The organism is Marinomonas phaeophyticola (assembly GCF_026966905.1).
Taxonomy (GTDB): domain Bacteria; phylum Pseudomonadota; class Gammaproteobacteria; order Pseudomonadales; family Marinomonadaceae; genus Marinomonas; species Marinomonas phaeophyticola.
Genome location: NZ_JAPUBN010000010.1, coordinates 236,020 through 257,861 on the forward strand (window position 1 = coordinate 236,020; position 21,842 = coordinate 257,861).

Consider the following 21,842-nt stretch of genomic DNA (forward strand, 5'->3'; position numbering starts at 1 on the left):
TTAGTAAAGCGTTAAAATAAAGTCTTATTTTTTTAGAAGTTTTCAGATGATATATGAGGTTGATTTTTGAATTACCTGATTCTTGTAACTGGTTGGAGTGCTGTGGTCGATGAATATAATGCTACAAAGTTTATTAGAAAAGTATTCTCTGCCTAAGAATATCATCGAACAGGACGCTTTTATTAACGAGGTTCATGCTTATATCGAAGAAGTATCTAAGCAGAACGCACTTTTACAGAATTATATTGATTTAACAACGGTCGAGTTGGTCCAACGATACGAAAATTTAGAGTTAAGCAATCATTTATTTGAAGCGACTTTTAATGCCGCACGTGATGCAATGCTTGTGACTGAAATGGGGAGTGATACCTTTCGGTTTAACGATGAGTTTAAAAGATTATGGCATTTATCTGATGAACTGAATGGTGAAATTGATCGGCAAACCTGTGTACGTCATATTTTGGATCAGGTACTAGACCCTGAAACATTAGAGGCAACCATACTGAATGACATGAAGACATTTCATAACCGTTCAGACGTTCTTCAATTAAAGGATGGTCGCCTGTTTGAATATGAAAGTAGAACTCGCTTTTATCAAGGAGAAAAAATTGGTCGCTTGTATTGCATTAATGATATTACTCAATTAGTTAATGATAAGCGTGTTTTGGAAAAATCTCAAAACGACTTGATTCAAGCGCATAAATTGTCACGTATGGGGTCGTGGTCGTTAGACTTATCAACTCGGAAAATTGTATTGTCAAAAAGTTTGCTGTTATTACTGGATTTACCTGATGGTGAGCAATACTGGAGTCTTGAACAATACTTATCCTGTATTCCTGAACATGAAAGGGAGAGGGTATTTAATTCAATTGCAAATTTGTTGTCTTATAAGAGTGTGTTCCAAATTGAACACAGGTTTATAACTCCACAGGGAAAGGAATTTTATATTAATGTTCAAGGTGGGTATGAAAAAAATTCATAATATGCCTCCTAGATTACTCGGGTTAGTAAAAGATATTACGAAAGATAAGGACTCTCTAAACCGAATTAAATTGTCTACCCAGTTTTTCCATTCCTCTTTTCAAGGGAATGTCTTGATGGATAAAGATCACAATGTGATTAACTTTAATAAGGTAGCGGCTGAAATATTTGATCTTAATGTGGATGACTTTAAGAATGCCGCTCGTGACCGTTTTGCATTGTTGAGAGCTAAAGGATTAACAAACCGTCAAATTTGGAAAGAAGTTCACAAGCATCAAAAATGGGCTGGAGAAGTCTCTTTTATCGATGAAGGTTTACAAGGGAAAATTCTATGGCTATCCCTTGAAGCTTATTTCGATGATGATGATATGTTGACAAATTACCTTGTTATTTTTAGTGACATATCTGAAGCGAAAAAGGCTCAGAAACAGTTAAAACAACTTGCCTATTATGATTCTCAAACCTTGTTACCAAATAGAGCTAGGTTTGAAGAATATTTAATCGAAAAGCTAGACTCATCTAAGAAAAACACAGGACCTATCGCTTTAATCTATCTCGACCTTGATCGTTTTAAATATGTGAACGACTCATTAGGTCATCATGTTGGTGATGAACTGCTAGCGAATGTTGCCGATAGATTGATGTATGAAACACAAAATCAATGTATGGTTGCGCGCCAAGGTGGCGATGAATTTGTTATTGTTCTAGAAGGTATTGATTCTCACCAAGTTGTTGAGCAAGTCGCTCAAAGAATTATTGATTCATTATCTCAACCCTTTGATCTGCAGGGACATCAAATTTTTGTCGGTGCCAGTATGGGGATTGTCAATCTACCGGATCATGCAGAAGATTGTGTGACGGCAATGAAGTATGCCGATATCGCTTTATATAAAGCAAAAAATGCCGGTAAAGGGTGCTATCGTTTTTGGAATGATGATTTTTTGAAAGAATCTACCCCCGATCGAATGATGATTGAGTCATTACTACGAGAAGGGATACGACAGAATCAATTAGTATTGCATTATCAACCAATAGTTGAGGCTAGTACAGGTAAAATTCGTAGTTTGGAGGCTCTAGTTCGTTGGAATCACCCAGTAAAAGGCATGATCCCTCCTGATGACTTTATTCCTATAGCAGAAGAAACCAGTTTGATTTTACAGCTTGATGAATGGGTTATTCATGAGGTTGTAAGGCAACAAAGTGAATGGAAACGGCAGGGTATTAACTTGTGTCCTGTCTCAATCAATATATCGGCTTCTCATATTAGCCTGCCTAGCTTGTTACATACATTTGAAACATTAGTTAAAGGCAAGCCCTACTTAGCAAATTTTTTACAAGTTGAAGTAACTGAGACTGCGATGATGATGGACCCTGATAACGCCACATTAATTTTAAATCAATTATTTAATATTGGGGTATCGTCTTCTATCGATGATTTTGGCTCTGGCTATACTTCTTTAGGGTATTTGAAAAAACTGAATGCCGATGTACTGAAAATCGATAGGTCATTCATTGATGGTATTACCACAGACAGTTTTGATCATGATGTTGCCAAAGCGATTATTGCTTTAGCGGTTAGTATGTCGATGAAAGTTGTGGCTGAAGGTGTTGAGAATAAAGAGCAATGGAAAATGCTAAAAGAATTCGGCTGTGATTATTTACAAGGCTATTATTTTCATCGACCTATGAGTAGCGATAAGGTTTACGAATTACTTGAAAGGCATGAGAGCGTATAGGGAATGGCAAGATAGAAGCAAATGAATACTGGCTTCTATCTTGGGCTTTTTATAGAAGAGAAAAACCTAGAACTATCCGTCAGCGTTGATTTTTTTGATGAGTTCGGCCAACACAACTTCAGCCTGCTCATTTTCTACCTGACACGTGCCAGCATTCAAATGACCACCGCCATTGTATTGCAAGCAAAGCTCCCCAACGTTTGTTTTCGATGACCGGTTTAATATCGACTTACCAATAGCATAGACGGTATTTTGCTGTTTTAACCCCCACATTTTATGAATAGAAATGTTGCAATCAGGGAACATCGCATAAATGACAAATCGATTGGTCGCATAAATAATATCTTCATGCGTTAGGTCTAAGACAACAAGGTTTTTATGTTGTGTTGCACAGCGTCTAATTTGTTCTTTAGCTAGTGCATTATGCTGATCATAAAGTTCAACACGTTCAACTACGTCGTCTAATTGTAAAATGTCATCAATACTCATGTCTTTACAGCAATCAATGAGCTGCATCATTAACTGGTAATTTGACACATTAAACTCTCTAAATCGGCCAAGACCTGTACGGGCATCCATAATAAAGTTCATGAGGACCCATCCAGTAGGGTTTAACACTTCATCCTCAGAGAATTGTGCTGCATCCCCTTTATCGACAGCATCCATCATTTCCACTGAAATGCCTGGGAACTTCTCTACGCCACCATAGTAGTCGTAAACTACTCTAGCCGCAGACGGGGCGTTAGAGTCTATAATATGATTAGCAATGTTCTTATTGTTGCGAACGGTTTCACTTAAATGGTGATCAAATGCAATGTGACAACCTTCAACATAAGGAAGGTTTGTAGTGATATCGTTAGCCGTAATGTCAACTTTACCATCTTGCATATCTTTGGGGTGAACAAATAGGATGTCATCGATCATATTTAGATCTTTCAAAAGGACAGCGCACACAAGGCCATCAAAATCACTTCTTGTTACTAATCGGAACTTAGAGTTAGTCATAGGTTTTCCAATATTTAATTTATTATCTTGCTGAATAGTGTATCAATTTTTCGAGTTACGAGTTGCTATCAAAGATAAAATTTTGTAAGAATTTCAAATTTTTTGACCAGAGTTTATAACCTCGCGCGTTTAGGTGAAGTAAATCATCTTCAAATAAGTTCGTTTTAATCTTTCCATCGTCATCCAATAATAGTGAGAATAAATCCACATACTGAGTATTTGGCCTTGTTTTCGCTAAGCGCTTTAGACTCTCATTCGTGTTAACGATCGTGTCGTACTGTTGGGATCTGGAAGGGCTAGGCTTGATGCTAATGATGGTCACAGGTATGTGAGGTAAATGAGAGTCTACTTTTTGTAGTAGCTCTATATATAGCTCAAGAACTCGATTACTGCTATGTAAATTACCTATGTCGTTGTCACCGGCATATAAAACTAAAGATCGTGGCTTTTGAGGTAACACAATCCGTTCAAAATAATAAACACAAGATTCTAGTGTGGCGGCTGAAAAGCCTAAATTGATTATATCGTTACGGCCTAATTGCGATGTAAGCTCAGGCCAGTTACGAATGGTAGTAGAACCATAAAATGCAACTGGGTTATCTTCATAAGGCTTCTGAGCCAATCTGAACTCAAGTTCACGGACATCTGACTCAAATTCAACCTCAAGTTGGTTAAGCTTTTTGACATTAGAGCGGTATCCTTCTTGATAACTTAAATCTGGAGTCGCACTAATTGCTTCAGCTAATTGAATGGCTTCTTCAACATAGCCTCTAAAAGTGGATTGGTATTCCTTTACAAAAGCGGCAACTTCTTCAACATTGCTAATGTCCACCTTACTTGACAATTTAAACGCAGGTTTAATGACAACAGAGTAAACTGTATGGTCAACTCGTTTGTCGAAATTTGCAACGGCAATAGGAACTATCCAAGGTTCTTCGGCTCCCATTGATGCGGCAAGATTAAATATAGGTGTCCGCATTAATCCGGGGGACTCATCAGTACTAAAGCCTGTGCCTTCTGGAGCAATTAACAATGGTGTATTTGATTTTAATGCGGCTTGACCCGCTTGGATAAAGAGTTGATTTAATTCTTCATCAGAGCTAAGTGATTCCCACGAGTTAACAAATAAGTTACCAAATCGCTTATAATAATCATCACGCCAATACTCATCTTTTTGACTTCTTCTCACTACTCGGATACCTGAAACACCATATTGTTTATCAATAATCATGCTGCTAATAAATTGAGCATCAATAGGAAATTGAAAACCGTTAGGTAAGCAAGTGCTCGCAGAATGGTTTAAATGATTATATATAAATAAACTTCCTGGCTTTTTAGGGAGATTTTCAAGGCCTTTAATGACATAAGGCACTTGTTGAAAAGCTTGATCAAAGAGGGAAACACTTTTTCTACGTACGTCCGTTGCGGGCGTATCGCTTGGTAATTGCGTAATATCGTCATAGGTTCTTTGTAGATGCCTGTAAAAGCCATTCTCCCTTTGTACATCTCTTAGTATGTCTAAGCACATTCCAGATATAGTACGCTCGAGAGTATTTCCAAAGTGAAGGCTTTTATACAGCAACCCAAAGGCTTCATCCGTAGTGACAGGGCTTTTTAGTAGTTTGCCAATCTTATAAAGAGGTGAAGTGACGGGAAGTAAAGCGGCATTTTGCTCAACCACATTGGTAACGGAGAACACTTCATTATTAGACGCTTGGGATAGATAACGCATACGAGCAGCGAGTAGATGCGTTCCTACTAGCCATATTAGACGATACCAATACTTTAAATTGAGTGCTTGATCAGATAATAGAATTTTTCGAATGTGTTCTCTGGAAATGTAGAGAATGGTGCTGTCTCTAGAGGCAATCATAGAGGTTCTATTAAGAATATCTTCATCCGTGGTACACCAACCTAAAAGCGCACTTTTACGGGAAATAGTTCGAGTCGTGATGATCTCGCCTGTTTCAGTCTGATATCGAACGATCACTTTCCCATTTAACAGTACATAGAGTCCGTCGGCATATTGGTTCTGTTGACTTATTATATCGCCTTGATGAACTAACAATTGTAATGATGATTTAGCAAAGCGATGAATGTTAGTTTCTGTAAATCCTTCGAAAAAAGGTGACGCTGCTAGTACTTCTTGTGCTTTAAGGAGGTTATGGCTTGACACGCCTTCTTTATTAAAAGGACGTGTTTCATCAAAAGCCAAAGACTCATTTGAGAAGAAGGGTTTGGTTTTGTTCTGAATATCGGCCAAAACAGATAAACAAGTTTGGTAAACAAAATGTAAAAAGTGGTTGCCAAACTCAAGCTCTTCATCAAGCAATGTTTTTAATTCAAGTATCGGCAAAGAAATCAAAGTTGTGTTTTCTAAAGTCGTAAAGGTAGTTGCATAACGAGAAGGGTAACGTAATGCTGACCATCCAATAGGTGTATAAATCTCACTGATAGTACCTACTTCGTGTTCCTCGCTTGTTTCTTTAGACGGGATGGAAATAGAAAGTTTACCTTCAATTAAAAAATACAGAGTATTACCTGGGTCAAAATGCTTTATAAGAACATTGTTTTGAGTAAGTGTGACCAGTCTTGCCATCGAAGTAATGCTTTCGATAATGGATTCGGACGCATTTTCTAAAAATGGCAACTGTCTAACGGTGTTTGCAACATCCATAGAGATTCCTTAGTAATAATTAAGATGGTCGTTTAATTGTGATTTTGCCACCGAATGCCGCAAAGTCATTGCCGCCAAGTCTTCCTAACGGCTTAATATTCGTGCTGTCTACAAAAGTATGATTGCCTTCCTGCGATATCGCTTCATTCTCTACATACATACTTAAAATTTCGAGATAAACGGCATCAAATGATGAGTTTCCCACCGGGTGGATATCATAAAGACGACAGTGTAGCGCAATTTTTGCTTCAGATACCCGAGGTAGTGTTTCTGTAAACGGGTCTAAGTTGAGGCCACATTGAGTAATTTCTGACTCTCCATAAGCGAAAGACGAGGCGCTCATGTTGACGGCTTCAGCTAATTCTTCTGAAGGAATATGCAAAACGCATTCCTTCTCTCGAAGAAGGTTTACTTTAGTATCTTTGCCGAGTATTGCCGATTTATTACCAATAGAGACAACCAGTAGTGCTGGGTCTGAACCAAGGGCGTTGAAATAAGAAAAAGGGGCTAAATTAAGATTGCCGGAATCATTTTTGGTCAAAATCCATGCAATAGGCCTTGGCATAACCGTTTGAGTGATTAAGTGATATCGTTGATTTGCGGTTAGGTCGTCAAAGTTAAAAAACATATCGTTAATCCAAGTATTCGTCTGTAAATCTAAGTTCGATTACTATTCTTTATCTTAATAAAAAGATCAATGGTTACTGAGGTATTAATTGTTATTACCTGAAAAGCGTAAATAAACGTTAAACTTATATTTTGAATAAATGCACTACAATGGGGTAAGTAATTATAGGTCAATTAGTTATGACCCATATTAGGGCCCTCTACTCGTATTTTCAAAAAACTACCTGAGTAAATCTATTTCTGTACTCAATCTATAAAGTGGCTTGTGTAAAAGCAAAAGAGAGCAAACGTCAAATGATTGTGGTGTACCCTCTGTGTTGTTTTTAATAGAATTTGATATATAGACCAAAGTATTTTTTTATCGCAATGGCTTTGGGGACATTATAATGAGTATATTTGATCATCTCCATTCTCGCTATGATGCTCAAAGAAAAGAGGACATAACACTCGACGAGTATTTAACGTTTAGTGAATCCGATCCTGAGGCCTACGTTTCTTCGGCTGAAAGGTTATTGAAGTCCATAGGAAAGCCCATTTTAATCGATACGTCTAAATATTCTAGAATGAATCGAACTTTTTCGAGTAAAGTCAGTAAACTGTACCTAGTCTTTAAGTGATGGCAGGAAAGAGGCATTAAGGCACTTTCATCGGTTGCGGGAGGAACGCTTTAACGATCGCCTTGAAGTAGTGTATTACAGTCAACAGGATGTATCGTAAAAAATTGAATCACCACTCTGTATCTGATTGATGGTTTTGATACGGAGAAGAGGTTAACCCGATTCGTTTTAGGATGAGTTAAAACGAATCGTCGCTCTAAGTTTGAGTTCTACGTTAATAAATATCGACGATGCAATTAAAGGCAATGACAACACGGTCTTTATCACCAAAGTAGGGCAATGCAGAGTGTTTTAGATAGGAAGGGAAAATGACCATTTGGCCTTCAATTGGTTCAAAGTCCCAATAGCCTTGAGTTCCCAAATAAGCCGTTCCTGCATCTGTATAATGGGCCGCATTGACTCTAGGATCATAGAAGCGATTTACGCCATTGCGTCCTTCAAGGGAAGCGTCGCCTGGATCAAGATAATAGATGCCGCACCAAGAGCAATTCGGGTGGGAATGGGCATCATGGTAACCCCCATTTTGGGTAATATGATACCAAGACTCAATGACATTAGCCTCAACTTCTACTTCATTAGGCCAAGCGTGACGGTTTACATCAAAGGCAACTTCCGCGACTAGTTCCTCGAATATACGTCGTAGTTCCATTACTTCAGGGTGAGCATGTTCTAAAAAAGTTAATTCACTTTCGAATAGTGCGTGTTTTGCTTCTACAGCAACTTGACTTGCTACATTTGTAGTTTGTTTCTGTTGTTGTTGATAAACGAAGCGCAGTAATTCATCCTTTAGAAACTCATGGTCTGCATTATTTGCCACAAAGATAGGCGTTGTCCAAGTGCTTATGTTTTCAATAGTGGGGGTCACAAGTTGCATAGAGGTATGTAGAATCCTAAAAATGGTTAGTACAATAAAGTGTCATAGGAATGTTAAATATCGAGTTCTGTTGGTGTGGGTTTAACACCACACAACATCATTACTAGATTACGAAAGCCTGTCTTAATGTCTGGCCCCTCTAGCCCTTTGATTTTTTTATCCATCAAAGCTAAATAGTTCTGCATGTAACGTAGGGTTGTTAGGTTGTGACGGCTATAGGCAGATTCGTAAAATGGAATTCGCTTGTCCCAGATTTTCTGTGCTTGGCACGCCTGATGAAAGCTCATGTCAGTGGTGTCGGCCATTAATTGTGCGAGGGTATTTACTTCTCGGTTAATTAACCAAAGAACAATATTTTCCTCAATGCCTTCAGCAAATAAATTGTCCAGACAATGTAGCGCATCTCGTACTTTTCCCATTAACAGTCGATCGCTTAAATCATAAACAGAATAGCGACTGCTGTCGGCAACGGAATCCATTATCATGTCTAATGTTAACTTCGCATTTTCTCCATGAATAAGCAGTAGCTTTTCTAACTCTTGAGACAAGGCCAGTAAATTACCTTCCCCTCGTTCACAAAGTAATGTGGCCGCTTCTCTTGATAAGTTTAAACTTATAGAGTGGGCTCTTTGTTGTAACCACTGAGGTAGACGATTGGCATCAATGGGCCAAATTTGAACAAAGACACCTTGCTTCTCTAAGGAAGTAAACCATTTACTTTTCTGAACTCGCATATCTAACTTTGGCAGAGTTAATAATATTACTTGATCTTGGGATAATTCTTGCGCTAATTGCGTTAGCGCTTTGGTGTGCTTCTCCCCCATTTTATCGATTTGAATATCAAATAATCGGCAAGATGAGAATAATGACAAGCTTTGGGTTTCTTGAATCACTTCTTGCCAATCAAACTGGTTGTCGGCAATAAACCTAAGCCTTTCTTCTATGTCGCCCGCTCGCATAAGATACTGACGAATGGTGTCAGCGGCTTCTTGACATAGTAAAACTTCGTCACCAGCAACAATATAAATTGGGTGACGTTGTTTTGATAGTGTATTGCCTAGCTGATCCGCTCTAACTTTCATCGGAGACAGTACTCGCTTTTCAAGACGATTAATGACGGATTAAAGTGGTGCATAGGACAAATCTAATAGAAGCTTTTCGGCTAGATCTTCCGCCATGTCATTAAGCGCGTCTGCATCCGAAGCCTCTTTGGTATTAACACTGGCATCTTGCTCGGTAAAGAGTTTGCTTGTTGAAATACGTCTCGGGCCATACAGCGATTTTCCATTCGCTTGACGGATAAAGTAATGCGTTGTTAATTGACGCTCTAGTTGCAGCACATCGTTATTGCTCGCGGTACCGAGAATAGTTTCCTGAGAAGACAAAGGATTCACCATTAATTCAAATGCGTCGCCCGTTGCTGGGGTGCCTGAATTAACCACATTAATGCCTGCACGACGTAATGCACTGTTTAGGGCTTGGTCAAAAACGATGAGACCGCTTTGAGAATTGATTACGATATTTTGTAAAGCTGGTGAGATCGGAGTTGAACCTCGTAAGTGAAAGCCACAGGCGGAAAGGATAAAGGTGAATGCCAATACCATTGAAAGGCGAGTGGCCCAAAGATAATTAGAGATCATACGATTATTCCTGTAGCCATAATAAGTCGTTATCGGTGTGTCTAACTTTGAATTAAAATCAACCATAAAGAGTGAGACCCTTTATGGTTGATAACACCTATTTAAAACAAAGATACGAAACTAAAAGGGTGCGAAACTGTATTTTAGTTAGCGACGATATTCACTAGGCGACCCGGTACCACCACCACTTTACGTACGGTTTTGCCTTCAATAAATTTACTGACATTTGGGTGAGCTAAAGCCGCGGCTTCAAGCTCTTTATTATCGGCATTGGCTGAAACTGTCATTTCGGCACGTTTTTTACCAAGTACTTGAACCACGATAGTTAGCTCATCTTTTATCAAAGCCGATTCATCTAGTGTCGGCCAATCAACATTCACTACGTTGTCATTGTGACCTAATTCCGCCCAAAGTTGATGGGCAATATGAGGCACGATAGGCGACAGCAATAACACAGCAGACTCAAGCGCTTCTTGAACAACCGCTAACCCTAGAGGTGATGTATCTTCAAATTTGCTGATGTCATTACACAATTCCATAACGGCAGAAATAGCCGTATTGAAGGTTTGACGACGTTCTATATCGTCCGTTACCTTGGCAATGGTTTCATGCGTTTTACGGCGCAATGCTTTTTGATCGCCTGATAACGACGCAATATCTAAAGAGCCTACTTCTCCAGCATTGGTGTGGCGATAGCAAAGCGCCCATAAACGGCGTAAGAAGCGTGAAGCCCCATCGACACCGGAATCATTCCATTCAAGAGACTGCTCTGGTGGAGCACTGAACATAATGAATAAACGCACTGTATCGGCACCGTAACGCTCAATCATTTCTTGAGGGTCAACGGTATTACCTTTTGATTTAGACATCTTAGTGCCATCTTTATTCACCATACCTTGCGTCAATAGACGTTTGAATGGTTCATCCGAATTGACTAAGCCTGCATCGCGCAACAATTTATGGAAAAAGCGTGAGTACAATAAATGCAGAATAGCGTGTTCAACACCGCCGACATATTGGTCAACAGGAAGCCAGTAGTTGGCTTCTTCTGTTAGCATGGCATCTTTTGAATCTGGGCAGCAGTAGCGAGCAAAGTACCAAGAGGATTCCATAAAGGTATCAAAAGTATCCGTTTCACGCTCTGCTTCTTCCCCATTGAACATAATGGAAGAAAAGGCAGGGTTGTTTTTGATAGGGGAGTTAACTCCATCCATTATGACGTCTGTTGGAAGTTCAACAGGTAATTGATCTGCTGGAACGGGCACAACTGAGCCGTCTTTTAAGTTGATGGTTGGAATGGGTGTACCCCAATAACGTTGGCGGCTTACTCCCCAGTCGCGTAGGCGATAGTTTACCTTGATTTCACCTAAGCCTTTTTCAGACATCCAGGTTGAAATAGCCGAAAACGCCGCTTCAAAATCTAAGCCATCGAATTCGCCAGAATTACAAAGTACGCCTTTTTCAGTAAAGGCCGCTGCTTCCATATCAATAGATTCGTCACCCGCTGGCTGGATGACTTGCTTAATGGGTAAATCATATTTTTTCGCAAACTCAAAATCCCGTTGATCGTGAGCTGGAACAGACATTACCGCACCAGAGCCATAATCCATTAAGACAAAATTAGCGGCAAACACTGGTACAGATTCTCCCGTTACAGGATGGATAGCTTTAAAACCTGTATCCATACCTCGTTTTTCAACAGTCGCCATGTCCGCTTCTGTTGTGGACATCAGTTTACTTTCCGCAATGAAATTCGCTAATTCCACATTAGATTCAGACGCTTCAAGGGAAAGAGGGTGCTGTGTTGCTACCGCGACATAAGTTACCCCCATGATGGTATCTGGGCGTGTGGTATAAACAGAAACGCGTTCATCACGTCCTTCAATACCAAAACTGAACTCAAGGCCTTGAGAGCGACCAATCCAGTTACGCTGCATGGCTTTTACTTTTTCTGGCCAGCCGTCTAATTGATCTAGATCGTTTAACAATTCTTCAGCATAATCGGTGATACGGATAAACCATTGAGAAATTTCTTTTTTCTCTACAGTGGTACCACAACGCCAGCAAGCACCATCTTCAACCTGTTCATTAGCAAGAACTGTTTGGTCTTCGGGACACCAGTTTACCGCCGCCGTTTTTTTATAAGCTAAGCCTTTTTCAACCAATTGAGTAAAGAACCATTGTTCCCACTTGTAGTATTCTGGTGTACAAGTTGCGACTTCACGATCCCAGTCATAACCGAAGCCAAGCTCTTTCAATTGGCTTTTCATGTAGGCAATGTTTTCTGTTGTCCATTTTGCTGGCGCTGTTTTGTGTTTAATGGCGGCATTCTCTGCCGGTAGACCAAATGCATCCCAGCCCATTGGTTGCATGACGTTTTTACCTTGCATGCGTTGGTAACGTGAAATGACGTCCCCAATGGTATAGTTTCGAACATGGCCCATGTGTAGACGGCCACTCGGGTATGGGAACATAGACAGGCAGTAGAACTTCTCTTTGTTGACGTCTGCGACGGCTTTAAATACTTTGTTCTCATCCCAAAAGGATTGCGCGGCTTGTTCTATTTGTTTAGGACTATACTGTTCTTGCATGATCTTTATTTATTCCCATGAACGACTAATAAAGTGACTTTACGTTAAATTGTTCTAGACTCTAATAAACAGAGCTCTTAACGTAAGAGACAACAGGATTGAAAATAGTGCTATTTTATAGGGATGAGTGACTAATGAGAAGGCAGATAAGGGGCTAGTTATGAATTCAGGTAAAAAAGATGACCATAACAATACTGAAAATGGCAATTTTGTTGAAGAAACGAAAAAAACCTTAGTCGGAGCGAAGAATTGGTTGCTGGAAGACGCTGAGCTAATGAAAAACTATTGGCACCATAAAATGGCGTATATGGAAGCTTGGGTTGACGCGAATTGGAAAACCATTATGTCTCAAGGTAAGCATGTCAAAGAAGAAATTGACGAGATTGAAGATGTCGGTTTGCTCTGGCTAGTGGATAATATTAACCATAACCCTGTGCCACTTGCTGAGTGTTATATTGCGGGAACAGAGTGCGGTGTTGGTACTTATATTTGCTTGTCTTGTGAATATGAGCAAGAAATAGAAAAAGAAGGGGATGCCTTGGTTACTTGTCCAATTTGTCATTACGGCATTTTTTCAGGGCACTGATTGTCTCTATATGGTGGGCAGGTTAATAATTTCAGGAAAATACATAAAATCACTTGGTGTATAGCGAATATGTGAGACAATTCAAATCATATTCACACACCAATGGCTCATTATGAAACTTTTAGTTCGTAACCTTTCTCGCTCAACCAGCGAAGAAGAAATCCGCAATTTATTCTCGGCTCATGGCGATGTCGATTCATGCGATCTCGTATTAGATCAAACGACTGGTAAATCAAAAGGTTTTGCCTTCGTTGAAATGCCAAATGACGACCAAGCTCAAAAAGCCATCTCTAATCTACATGAAGCCATGGTTGATAAAAGTCGCATCCGAGTTAAAATTTCTCAGTAATCCTAAACACAACGCTTTATTGATACCTTCCCCTTATCTATTAAGGGAAGGTATCAATTTGGTTCATGTCTTCAGATCGATAAACGCTCCAGCATCTTCAAATTGTTTTGGGTTCTGTCTTTTCTATAACGACTGCTTTTTACGTCAGTTATTCCGGTTCTTGTGAATCAAATCTTGTTCGTTTTCTAGTGGAAAGTATTGATGAAACGTTTTAGTATCAAATAACAAGATGCTGTAGAAATATTTTTAATAAACAATATGCTGTTGATAGATGGAATAACACAGAGGCTGATTATTAAACAATAAACGGTATGTTATTTGAATATTGTTAGCCTACAAGGATAGTAAAAATGTTAAGTATATTGGTTATTATCGGTATCCTAATCGTTATTGCTGGTGGGCTGCTGTTCATTATTGAAACATTCAAGATGAGTATAATATGGGGGATTGCTTGTCTTATTATTAGTCCTATTTCTTTGGTGTTTGTATTCCTTCATTGGGATGTTTCAAAACGACCGGTATTCATTCAGCTAGTGGGCTTGGTTTTTATCCTTTTTGGGGTTATGGCTGGTGCGTCATAAATCACAGAAAAGGAGATATAGGTCACCCACACCATTAAAATATATTTTTTAATGGGTTTTGATTGATGTTTTCGACATACTATATTAGTTCAGTAGTCGCCATAGTAGAGTTCAGTCCCCCTCTATTCTTACATAACCCCTCCCCGTTACGATTACAACAAAATTCATTGTTGATGAAGGATATATTATGTCTGTACCTGCCTGTCCGAACGGTAAATCAGAATACGTTTACCAAGATCAAGCACGGCTTATTTTCCCTGAATGCGCTTATGAGTGGAACTACATCGAGGCTGCAAAGGAGACGATGTTGCAGATAAAAGATTCAAATAGGGTATTGTTAGAAACGGGCAATAAAACGCTCTTTATCAAAGATTTAAAAGTGAAGGGGAGCCCTCAGCTGGTTAAAATTAGTACGAAAGCCGTGATTAAACGTATTTACGAAACACAATTCACCAATTAAATTGTAGAATTGATGGTGTCTGCGAGATGATGGTGACCGCTAAGTAAGTAAAAAAAGCGTAGGGTTTCTTTTATGAAGTAGTAACAACAGGTATCCTAAGTATTTTACAGTATTAATGAGAACAATTTAATGATTAACGAAAATGATGTAATTGAAACACTAGACGAGTTAGAAACGTTTCTTCTGATAATAGAAAATGGTGGTTTGGGTTTAAACAATGTTGGAGGCATCGCATTGGCAACGAACAACTCCAATGGTCGACCATTTGTCGCTGTGCTAGATGATAACCATAAGTTGTTATTAGGCCGTTGGGTAACACAAGATGTTTTTGATAATGGTAAAGACTTGGTTCGTAAAGGGCCGAATAATGTCCATTAAAGAGAATGTAAAGGATAGCTTAAAGTGTTAGTAAGTTATGTTTTTTAATCAATATTTCGCCTTAGAAAGTGTGCTTCAAAGAAGGGTAAAAGCCGATTAAGGGCTTGCTTCCCCCGCCTTTAATGTAAACTAACCACACAGATCGCTCTGTGATTGAATTGATCTCTGATGATAAAAAAGGTTGCTATTAAACCTGTTAATTGGCTGGGTAGAAACCCAAAGTCAGCCCCGTTATTTAGGGACTAGCCGTCTTCGAGCCCGTTTCTCCACCGCACTAGCGCTTCAATGTGATCAGGTCCAATACCACAGCAGCCTCCAATAATACTTGCTCCAAGCTGATGCCATATTTTTGCAAATTCTACGTATTCTTGAGGGGATAAATAGCGGTAATCTTGTACGCTCAAGTTGGCTTGGTGATCCATTGGGATTGGTGTAAAGCTATTGGCAAATGCACCGATAGGGATTTTTTTATTATGTTGAACCAGCACTTTTTTTGTCTCCCGTAGAGCGTGCTCAATGACCTCAGGAATAGAGCAGTTAAATAAAATGCCGTCGACATTCTCGGTAATAATTGCTTCAATCGCGTTGAATACCGATTCACCTGAACGAAGGCTTGCGGATGTTTCAACGTCATCACTCAACGTAAATGCGTAGTAACAAGGTTTTGTTGAGTCTTTAAGTAGATGAATTATTGCTTGAGCTTCTTTAATGCTAGAGATGGTTTCAGCAATCCATAAATCAACATGTTCATCTTGGGCTGTAAACAAAGTGCTCAAGATATCATGAGCACGTTCACTCTCAAACAAATCAGGGCGGTAAGAGCCAAACGCAGGAGGTAGAGATCCCGCGACTAAAACCTTCTTTTTCGACTTGTTGGCCATTTCTCTAGCAATTCTAGCTGCTTGTTGGGCTAAATCTGCACCTTGTTGTCGGTAACGTGTTTCTCCAAGGTGGAATGGCACACAAGCATAACTGTTCGCCGTGATAATTTCCGCACCCGCATCAATAAAGCCTTGGTGAGCTTGAGAAACGTAATTAGGTGCTTCTATTAACGCTTGAGCGCTCCATAATGGCTGTGAGAATGGCGCGCCAATGCGCTTTAACTCTCGGCCCATTCCACCATCTAATATTATTGGTTTTTTCATGATCAATTTATATATAAGTAAATTAGAGGCGGCTATTCAACCATAAAATAATCAAAATCGTAATAGAGTTTCTTCCAGGTAAGCGTGAAGGGATTTCAACCCATAAGCAAAAGTGCATTTTTTCTACACTATTATTTCATGCCATTAAGTTCATTTAAGTTGGACTAGATAGAATAGTTGCCTCTTATTTCAGAGGTGAGGCTAACCTGTTAGACATTATAAAATAATGGCATGAATGTCCTTTATTATATCGTTAAGGAAGCATTATCGACTCTCGAGCCCTTGCATCCAGAACTGACTTAAAGCCTCCGGTGGGGTCGTTAAGATGCTTGCTGGGAGTTCTGTGTTCTCGACAGAGAGTGAGAATATTTGCTGTGCTAATTGTCTCCCAATAGATTGAGAGGCTGATGTTTTGCGGATCCGAAGTTGATAAAAAGCGTGTAGGGCTTGCTCTAAATCAAGGTGTTCTCGTAACGTTTGAGTAAGGTGCCAGGCATCTTCTAATGCTTGACTAGCGCCTTGACCTGATGTGGGTAAGGAGGCATGTGCCGCATCACCAATAATGAGCGCATTCCCTTTGTGCCAATAAGGTAGTGGGTTGATGTCGTGAACAAATAGGTGATTAAGGGAGGTTTTATCGTAAGCTTTCAATACATCTCGTACCGGCTTTGGCCAGTGTTGAAAACGCTGATTCATCTCTTCATGCCAAGAAGAGAGTGGTCTGGTTTTATCTATGTTCGTATTCCAGGCTCCAGCCCAAAAACACTGATTATTTTTGATGGGAACAATACCAAAGCGTTGCTTTTCACCACGAAAGTCACAAATGGCTATGTCTGATGGCGGCTGTTTAAGTGGGCTGGTACCAATAATATTAATGAAGCCTTGATAACGTGGGATCCCCCTTTCAGAATAGAGCGATTGACGTACAATTGAATTCATTCGTCCATCAGCACCGACGACTAAATCAAATTGTAATTTAAAATCATCAAGGTCTTGAGTGGTTATAGTGCGATTCACGTCAGTCTTTATTTTTAAACGGTTGAGTTCACTCACCATGATGTTCATAAAGTCACGACGTAATAGGGTAACGCTGGGAAAGCCACTCAGTGTGCTCGCCGTATTAATGTCCAATACACCTTGTTTTACCCCATATTGATTAAATTGATGCATAAAGTGAGGTGCGCCTCCCATAGTGATAACCTCTTTCGCTAATTCCATTTGCTGGAGTACAAAGAGGGCATTAGGCCATAAGGTAATACCGGCTCCTATATTTGAGGTTAAACTATTTCGTTCAAATAAGCTGACTTTATGGCCCTGTTTTGTCGCGAGTATTGCTAAAGCTATCCCAGCGATGCCTGCGCCCACAATAGCAATGTGTTTTGTATTACTCATCTCATCATCCCCTCTCAGTAATTAACTTTAAATAAGTGTGACAAAACGATTGTTCAGGATAAATAGGGTAAGATTGTCTTGTTTATCCCATTTAATGAGAGAGTTAATGATTAATCGAGTGGAGCTTCAGTGGTTGCTTAGTTATCGAATGGTTTATAGCAAGCTGAGTTTTAAGCTAGCCGCCGAGCAGCTTCAATTACCTACCTCTAATGTCAGCCGGCATGTTGCTTTACTGGAACAGCAACTGAAAGTGCGATTGTTAGAGCGAACGACACGTAAAATGCATCCAACAACAGCTGGAAAGCAGCTGTATCAATCTATCATGCCATTGATACAAGCCATGGATGATGTATTGGAGGACGTCTCTTTACAGGGGGATTCATTATCAGGGAGTTTGAAGATCATTATGCCAGATCTCCCATTTCTTGGGAATGCGGTAATCGACTTTTGTGTGAAATATCCCCAGATACAGTTGAGCTGTGATACCCAGTTAAATCCATCTGAAGGTTTATTAGAGGGATTTGATCTGGTATTGCGTTTTGGTCGTGGATTATTAGAAGATTCCGGGTGGGTAGCGAAAGAGATATTACGATGGCCGAGTTGTGTGGTGGCTTCACCTAGCTTGCTTCAACGTTATTCAGAGCCTAGTTCTTTAGATGAATTGCGTAATAGCCCCTGTATTACCAGCTTGTCTGTTTTACAGGGTATGCCTTGGCGATTCAAGCAGAACCACGTTATTCAGGTACAATCCAGCTATAAGGTGAACAGTGGTAATCTGGCGAAAGTCGCGGCGTTGAAAGGGCTTGGTTTTGCTATTTTGCCAGTTCATTCATGTCAAGAGAATATTGAAGATGGATCACTGATTAAAATCGAGTTGGATTGCGAGCCAGAAGATCTTGTGTTATACGCGTTTTATTCTGGAAGAAAATACCCTCTAGAAAAGGTGAACGTGTTTTTAGACTATTTGATTCTAGCTCTAGCGGGGTTGAATGAACCACTTGCTTAGTTGCTCATTCAAAACTTGCTGGGAGATTGAAGATTAATAAACCTCGTTTTCTGAATGTACGGAAATAGAGGGCGATCCATCAAATGCGGAGTTTATATGGAAGACGATAGGACGGCAACAAACTTGACAATCTTCGATGTATTCTTGGCTGTCTTCTAATACTTCGATCATTTCCCCGCAGTATGGGCAAGATATGTCTTTTTCTAGTAATTCGCTCATGTGAGTATCTCTTGTTTATGTTTTAGATATATCGTGGAGTTAGCTGATTGCTTTAGAAACGAGCTTCTTGTTATTTGACTAAATCATAGCAAATAGTCGTTCTTTTTGATGCCGTATACTTTTAGCTATCTGCATACAGGGTCTTTGTGTAACATTGTTATAAAGTAAGTTTCGCAAATTAGGATTAGTATAATGATGAAATACGTATCCGTGTTGCTATTATCTACGTTTTTATTTGGCTGTGCGTCTGGGGCTCATGTGGTGACAGGTAAATCAAGACCGGAAATTGAAGAGAGTCAAGTTTTTTTCTTTGAAACTGCTCCTGTATTTTCCTATGAAGTCATTGGGATAGTGAAAGCATCGAGTGATAAGGGCTTCTCGGAAGAAGCAAGGAAAGAAAAAGCCATTAAAGAGCTCAAAAACCAGGCCGCTAAGATAGGTGCGAATGGTGTTATATTGGAGGAAGTGACACAATTATCCTTTCGAGGTCTTGGATCGAGTATCGGTTTAGGTATTGGTAGCCTTAGTGGAGTAAGAACGTCTTTTGGCTCTAGTTTCTCTTTCCCAACCGCGGAAGCGATAGGGACCGCTATTTATTATCAACCTAATCTAGTAGATTAACCTTGGTGTGATACGTTGAACTGCAATTAGCTAAATACAATTTGATAAGTAATGATGACGATGTGTCTTATGGCGAATAAGTAAAAGGTAATGCTGAGGTATTCTAGACAAGCGCCTTTGCTGGTGAAATACTGTTCTAATTTAAGGCTTTGTACCGCTAGATTCTCTTTGAAAAGCCCATGATAGGTTTCGTTACTTTTAACCAAATAATTTCCGGGAGCGTTAAGGGTTTGGAAAAAATACTAAAGTCAATTGCGAAGCGCTTCAGTATAGGTGGTGGTGCTGACATAGACGAGGATAATCATCCTCGGATCTTAGCTGGTTTGTTCGGTAGCATTGGTTCGTTATTGAGTTTTATATTCTTTATTAATTCCTTATTCTTATCTGATTATTACCTTTCTTTTGTTCTGTTTATTGTTTGTTCTTCTCTTTTAATTTCCTATCTAATCATTAACTCAAATAAGTATGCGCATTTGCATAACGCTGTACGTCATATTTCTTTGGTGGCAGTGTTGTTATTCGGTGCATATTTAGTGTGTACAGGAGGATTAAATAATAGTGGTCCTCTTTGGATATTCATCATCCCTCCTGTGGCCTTAGCATTTTTCGGGCTTAAAATTGGGGTTGTCTATAATGTTATTTTTCTCATTGTGATTTGCGTGCTGTTGCTGTTTCCAGATGACCTTTTATTAACGACCGAATATTCTTACGAGTTTAAAAGTAGAATGATTTATGCGTTTTTGGCGAGTTCAGCCTTGTCTATTTGCTATGAGGCATCAAGATACAAATCTTTTGAGCAACTAAAATCTCTTACTCGGCAATATAAACTTGAATCAAAAGAAGATGAATTGACGCGCTTAACAAACCGTAGAGGAATGTGGGAAATATTGACTTCGGAAAACAATCAATCTAAACAGAGTGATTCAAGTGTGACATTGGCTTTGTGTGATATTGATTATTTTAAACGAGTAAATGATGTTTATGGGCATGATATCGGTGATGAAATACTAAAACATGTCAGTTATCTGGCTAAGACAGCCATTAGAGACGGTGATGTATTGGCCCGTTGGGGTGGAGAAGAGTTTCTGCTTCTGATGCCAGATACAAACGAAAATGCAGCGGTTAATCTTGTTGAATCTATATGTACATTAATTCAAGGAACGCCATATAGTCTTGAAGACGGTGAAAAAATCAATGTCACTCTAAGTGCCGGTGTGTGTGAAATATCACCTCTGATCAGTATTCACAATGCGATAACCTTATCTGATAAATGTTTGTATCAGGCTAAAAATACAGGCAGGAATAAGGTGGTTCCCTATAGTCAGTACTCTGTCTAAAGGAGAAAATTGAATGGTTTTTTAAAACTCTTCTTTTATTGCTTCGCTTTTTTCTTCAAAAACGTCGTTACTTAAGCCTTTCATTGTTAGCGAGTCCATTAATTTATTAAGAGATCTCAGTGTCTTACCAGCGTTAGCTTCCTCATCAACATGCACTGCGACACGGCAACCTCTACTGAGCTTGTCTTTGAAATCTTGTGCTTCAATACGAATGACTCTGCAGTTGAGCGTTTTTACTCTCTCTGTTTTTTTGTCATTAATTTTTACAACGATATTAATATTGCAACTAGCAAACAAGTTTATTGCTTCACTGTAATCCAGTTCACACAAAATGCCTGAGACACTGATGTTATTTATTGTGCCCTTGGTTGTATATTCTTCATCAAACACTAACGATATTTCATGTGGGGGAAGGTTAAACACACGAGCATTACGTCTTTGTTCTGCACTGTACCAAGATCGACGGATTGCATCTTCTAGTTTCTCTGTGGTAAATGGTTTTACCAGATATTGATTTACCCCTTTTTCGATAGCATTAACTACGAAATCCTTGCTATCTTCCGATGTCATCATAATGAAGGGCGTATTTTTTAATTTAGGGTGAGATCTAATAAATGATAGCAACTCAAAGCCATCCAAATGGGGCATTTCTAAGTCAGAGATAATAATATCAACGGCTTGCTTTTGAAGAATTAACTTGGCTGCTAATCCATTTGCTGCAGACAGTATTCGCTGACTGCCTAGTTGGTTATAGATGGTGCTTTTTACAACGGAGCGAACTGACGGGCTATCGTCAACTATCAAAAAGCTAACATTTTTCATTAAATTTGCCTTTACGTTAAAAAATATTAACTTAATAAAGAGGTGTTATATGAGGCTATCTCTAGAGGATGCTATAAAAGTCATTCAAAGTGAATCATAAAACTGGCAGTTTTACAAAACGAAACAATATTTCAAACTTCATTCACTGGTTATCTCATAAAATACGCGCTTCTATACTTTGTCATAATGATTCATTAA

22 protein-coding genes are annotated in these 21,842 nt (G+C 39.3%); 11 read left to right on the top strand and 11 right to left on the bottom strand.

The genetic code is table 11. The annotated features are described in order from the left end of the window. Positions 1–109 precede the first annotated feature (109 nt). Entirely contained in the window at positions 110–982 is an 873-nt protein-coding gene (locus O1D97_RS03800) for a PAS domain-containing protein (protein ID WP_269122936.1), read from the top strand. Next, positions 966–2,717, top strand: coding sequence for a putative bifunctional diguanylate cyclase/phosphodiesterase (locus O1D97_RS03805; protein WP_269122938.1), 1,752 nt, complete (start codon positions 966–968; stop codon positions 2,715–2,717). Before O1D97_RS03800 ends, O1D97_RS03805 begins: the two co-directional genes overlap by 17 nt. A gap of 72 nt (positions 2,718–2,789) precedes the next feature. Here the strand turns inward: O1D97_RS03805 and O1D97_RS03810 are convergent, their stop codons facing one another. The 3 genes from O1D97_RS03810 to O1D97_RS03820 are packed head-to-tail and all read right to left on the bottom strand — an operon-like array spanning position 2,790 to position 7,027. Then, positions 2,790–3,722, bottom strand: coding sequence for a DHH family phosphoesterase (locus O1D97_RS03810; RefSeq protein WP_269122940.1), 933 nt, complete (start codon positions 3,720–3,722; stop codon positions 2,790–2,792). A 55-nt stretch (positions 3,723–3,777) separates the two neighbouring features. Next, on the bottom strand, positions 3,778–6,399 hold the full coding sequence (locus tag O1D97_RS03815) for a GDSL-type esterase/lipase family protein (RefSeq protein ID WP_269122942.1): 2,622 nt from the start codon (positions 6,397–6,399) through the stop codon (positions 3,778–3,780). Positions 6,400–6,418: 19 nt separating this feature from the next. Further along, positions 6,419–7,027, bottom strand: a complete 609-nt coding sequence (locus O1D97_RS03820; protein ID WP_269122944.1) for a flavin reductase family protein — start codon at positions 7,025–7,027, stop codon at positions 6,419–6,421. A 385-nt stretch (positions 7,028–7,412) separates the two neighbouring features. Between O1D97_RS03820 and O1D97_RS03825 the strand changes: the two genes are divergently transcribed. Then, entirely contained in the window at positions 7,413–7,643 is a 231-nt protein-coding gene (locus O1D97_RS03825; RefSeq protein ID WP_269122946.1) for a hypothetical protein, read from the top strand. Positions 7,644–7,857: 214 nt separating this feature from the next. On the opposite strand, the gene O1D97_RS03830 is transcribed toward O1D97_RS03825, so the two are convergent. The 4 genes from O1D97_RS03830 to leuS form a co-directional block, all read right to left on the bottom strand. Further along, a complete protein-coding gene (locus tag O1D97_RS03830) occupies positions 7,858–8,517 on the bottom strand; it encodes a TIGR02466 family protein (protein ID WP_269122948.1) in 660 nt (219 codons plus the stop codon). A gap of 53 nt (positions 8,518–8,570) precedes the next feature. After that, positions 8,571–9,599 (bottom strand): DNA polymerase III subunit delta, encoded by a 1,029-nt coding sequence (gene holA / locus O1D97_RS03835; protein ID WP_269122950.1) that lies wholly within the window; start codon positions 9,597–9,599, stop codon positions 8,571–8,573. Positions 9,600–9,638: 39 nt separating this feature from the next. Next, positions 9,639–10,157: an LPS-assembly lipoprotein LptE gene (locus tag O1D97_RS03840; protein ID WP_269122952.1), complete on the bottom strand. Its 519-nt coding sequence runs from the start codon at positions 10,155–10,157 to the stop codon at positions 9,639–9,641. A 143-nt stretch (positions 10,158–10,300) separates the two neighbouring features. Beyond that, on the bottom strand, positions 10,301–12,748 hold the full coding sequence (gene leuS / locus O1D97_RS03845; protein ID WP_269122954.1) for a leucine--tRNA ligase: 2,448 nt from the start codon (positions 12,746–12,748) through the stop codon (positions 10,301–10,303). Positions 12,749–12,908: 160 nt separating this feature from the next. Between leuS and O1D97_RS03850 the strand changes: the two genes are divergently transcribed. The 5 genes from O1D97_RS03850 to O1D97_RS03870 all read left to right on the top strand — a co-directional run bounded on the left by O1D97_RS03850 (position 12,909) and on the right by O1D97_RS03870 (position 15,102). Continuing rightward, on the top strand, positions 12,909–13,334 hold the full coding sequence (locus O1D97_RS03850; protein ID WP_269122956.1) for a hypothetical protein: 426 nt from the start codon (positions 12,909–12,911) through the stop codon (positions 13,332–13,334). A gap of 112 nt (positions 13,335–13,446) precedes the next feature. After that, a complete protein-coding gene (locus O1D97_RS03855) occupies positions 13,447–13,683 on the top strand; it encodes an RNA recognition motif domain-containing protein (protein WP_269122958.1) in 237 nt (78 codons plus the stop codon). 350 nt (positions 13,684–14,033) lie between these two features. After that, positions 14,034–14,264: a hypothetical protein gene (locus O1D97_RS03860; protein WP_269122960.1), complete on the top strand. Its 231-nt coding sequence runs from the start codon at positions 14,034–14,036 to the stop codon at positions 14,262–14,264. Positions 14,265–14,451: 187 nt separating this feature from the next. Then, positions 14,452–14,724, top strand: a complete 273-nt coding sequence (locus O1D97_RS03865; protein ID WP_428981086.1) for a zinc ribbon domain-containing protein YjdM — start codon at positions 14,452–14,454, stop codon at positions 14,722–14,724. A 129-nt stretch (positions 14,725–14,853) separates the two neighbouring features. Then, a complete protein-coding gene (locus tag O1D97_RS03870; protein WP_269122962.1) occupies positions 14,854–15,102 on the top strand; it encodes a hypothetical protein in 249 nt (82 codons plus the stop codon). Positions 15,103–15,344: 242 nt separating this feature from the next. Here the strand turns inward: O1D97_RS03870 and O1D97_RS03875 are convergent, their stop codons facing one another. After that, positions 15,345–16,247: a homocysteine S-methyltransferase family protein gene (locus O1D97_RS03875; protein ID WP_269122964.1), complete on the bottom strand. Its 903-nt coding sequence runs from the start codon at positions 16,245–16,247 to the stop codon at positions 15,345–15,347. Between the two features lie 264 nt (positions 16,248–16,511). Continuing rightward, positions 16,512–17,639, bottom strand: coding sequence for an FAD-dependent monooxygenase (locus O1D97_RS03880; RefSeq protein WP_269122966.1), 1,128 nt, complete (start codon positions 17,637–17,639; stop codon positions 16,512–16,514). A 106-nt stretch (positions 17,640–17,745) separates the two neighbouring features. Here O1D97_RS03880 and O1D97_RS03885 point away from each other — a divergent pair, with 106 nt between their 5' ends. Beyond that, positions 17,746–18,645 (top strand): LysR family transcriptional regulator, encoded by a 900-nt coding sequence (locus O1D97_RS03885; RefSeq protein WP_269122967.1) that lies wholly within the window; start codon positions 17,746–17,748, stop codon positions 18,643–18,645. Between the two features lie 33 nt (positions 18,646–18,678). Here the strand turns inward: O1D97_RS03885 and O1D97_RS03890 are convergent, their stop codons facing one another. Further along, positions 18,679–18,864, bottom strand: coding sequence for a CPXCG motif-containing cysteine-rich protein (locus O1D97_RS03890; RefSeq protein WP_269122969.1), 186 nt, complete (start codon positions 18,862–18,864; stop codon positions 18,679–18,681). A 192-nt stretch (positions 18,865–19,056) separates the two neighbouring features. On the opposite strand from O1D97_RS03890, the gene O1D97_RS03895 reads away from it, so the two are divergent. Beyond that, positions 19,057–19,485 (top strand): DUF4156 domain-containing protein, encoded by a 429-nt coding sequence (locus tag O1D97_RS03895; RefSeq protein ID WP_269122971.1) that lies wholly within the window; start codon positions 19,057–19,059, stop codon positions 19,483–19,485. 230 nt (positions 19,486–19,715) lie between these two features. Continuing rightward, entirely contained in the window at positions 19,716–20,822 is a 1,107-nt protein-coding gene (locus O1D97_RS03900; protein WP_269122973.1) for a GGDEF domain-containing protein, read from the top strand. A 21-nt stretch (positions 20,823–20,843) separates the two neighbouring features. Here the strand turns inward: O1D97_RS03900 and O1D97_RS03905 are convergent, their stop codons facing one another. Further along, the gene (locus O1D97_RS03905; RefSeq protein ID WP_269122975.1) at positions 20,844–21,644 is read right to left on the bottom strand and encodes a response regulator; all 801 of its coding nucleotides are present in this window, start codon (positions 21,642–21,644) and stop codon (positions 20,844–20,846) included. Positions 21,645–21,842: the final 198 nt, after the last annotated feature.

Bases quoted from the DNA above. Each gene is read 5' to 3' on its own strand.
- O1D97_RS03800 (WP_269122936.1), top strand. From the start codon at position 110: ATGAATATAATGCTACAAAGTTTATTAGAAAAGTATTCTCTGCCTAAG.
- O1D97_RS03805 (WP_269122938.1), top strand. From the start codon at position 966: ATGAAAAAAATTCATAATATGCCTCCTAGATTACTCGGGTTAGTAAAA.
- O1D97_RS03810 (WP_269122940.1), bottom strand. From the start codon at position 3,722: ATGACTAACTCTAAGTTCCGATTAGTAACAAGAAGTGATTTTGATGGC.
- O1D97_RS03815 (WP_269122942.1), bottom strand. From the start codon at position 6,399: ATGGATGTTGCAAACACCGTTAGACAGTTGCCATTTTTAGAAAATGCG.
- O1D97_RS03820 (WP_269122944.1), bottom strand. From the start codon at position 7,027: ATGTTTTTTAACTTTGACGACCTAACCGCAAATCAACGATATCACTTA.
- O1D97_RS03825 (WP_269122946.1), top strand. From the start codon at position 7,413: ATGAGTATATTTGATCATCTCCATTCTCGCTATGATGCTCAAAGAAAA.
- O1D97_RS03830 (WP_269122948.1), bottom strand. From the start codon at position 8,517: ATGCAACTTGTGACCCCCACTATTGAAAACATAAGCACTTGGACAACG.
- holA (WP_269122950.1), bottom strand. From the start codon at position 9,599: ATGAAAGTTAGAGCGGATCAGCTAGGCAATACACTATCAAAACAACGT.
- O1D97_RS03840 (WP_269122952.1), bottom strand. From the start codon at position 10,157: ATGATCTCTAATTATCTTTGGGCCACTCGCCTTTCAATGGTATTGGCA.
- leuS (WP_269122954.1), bottom strand. From the start codon at position 12,748: ATGCAAGAACAGTATAGTCCTAAACAAATAGAACAAGCCGCGCAATCC.
- O1D97_RS03850 (WP_269122956.1), top strand. From the start codon at position 12,909: ATGAATTCAGGTAAAAAAGATGACCATAACAATACTGAAAATGGCAAT.
- O1D97_RS03855 (WP_269122958.1), top strand. From the start codon at position 13,447: ATGAAACTTTTAGTTCGTAACCTTTCTCGCTCAACCAGCGAAGAAGAA.
- O1D97_RS03860 (WP_269122960.1), top strand. From the start codon at position 14,034: ATGTTAAGTATATTGGTTATTATCGGTATCCTAATCGTTATTGCTGGT.
- O1D97_RS03865 (WP_428981086.1), top strand. From the start codon at position 14,452: ATGTCTGTACCTGCCTGTCCGAACGGTAAATCAGAATACGTTTACCAA.
- O1D97_RS03870 (WP_269122962.1), top strand. From the start codon at position 14,854: ATGATTAACGAAAATGATGTAATTGAAACACTAGACGAGTTAGAAACG.
- O1D97_RS03875 (WP_269122964.1), bottom strand. From the start codon at position 16,247: ATGAAAAAACCAATAATATTAGATGGTGGAATGGGCCGAGAGTTAAAG.
- O1D97_RS03880 (WP_269122966.1), bottom strand. From the start codon at position 17,639: ATGAGTAATACAAAACACATTGCTATTGTGGGCGCAGGCATCGCTGGG.
- O1D97_RS03885 (WP_269122967.1), top strand. From the start codon at position 17,746: ATGATTAATCGAGTGGAGCTTCAGTGGTTGCTTAGTTATCGAATGGTT.
- O1D97_RS03890 (WP_269122969.1), bottom strand. From the start codon at position 18,864: ATGAGCGAATTACTAGAAAAAGACATATCTTGCCCATACTGCGGGGAA.
- O1D97_RS03895 (WP_269122971.1), top strand. From the start codon at position 19,057: ATGATGAAATACGTATCCGTGTTGCTATTATCTACGTTTTTATTTGGC.
- O1D97_RS03905 (WP_269122975.1), bottom strand. From the start codon at position 21,644: ATGAAAAATGTTAGCTTTTTGATAGTTGACGATAGCCCGTCAGTTCGC.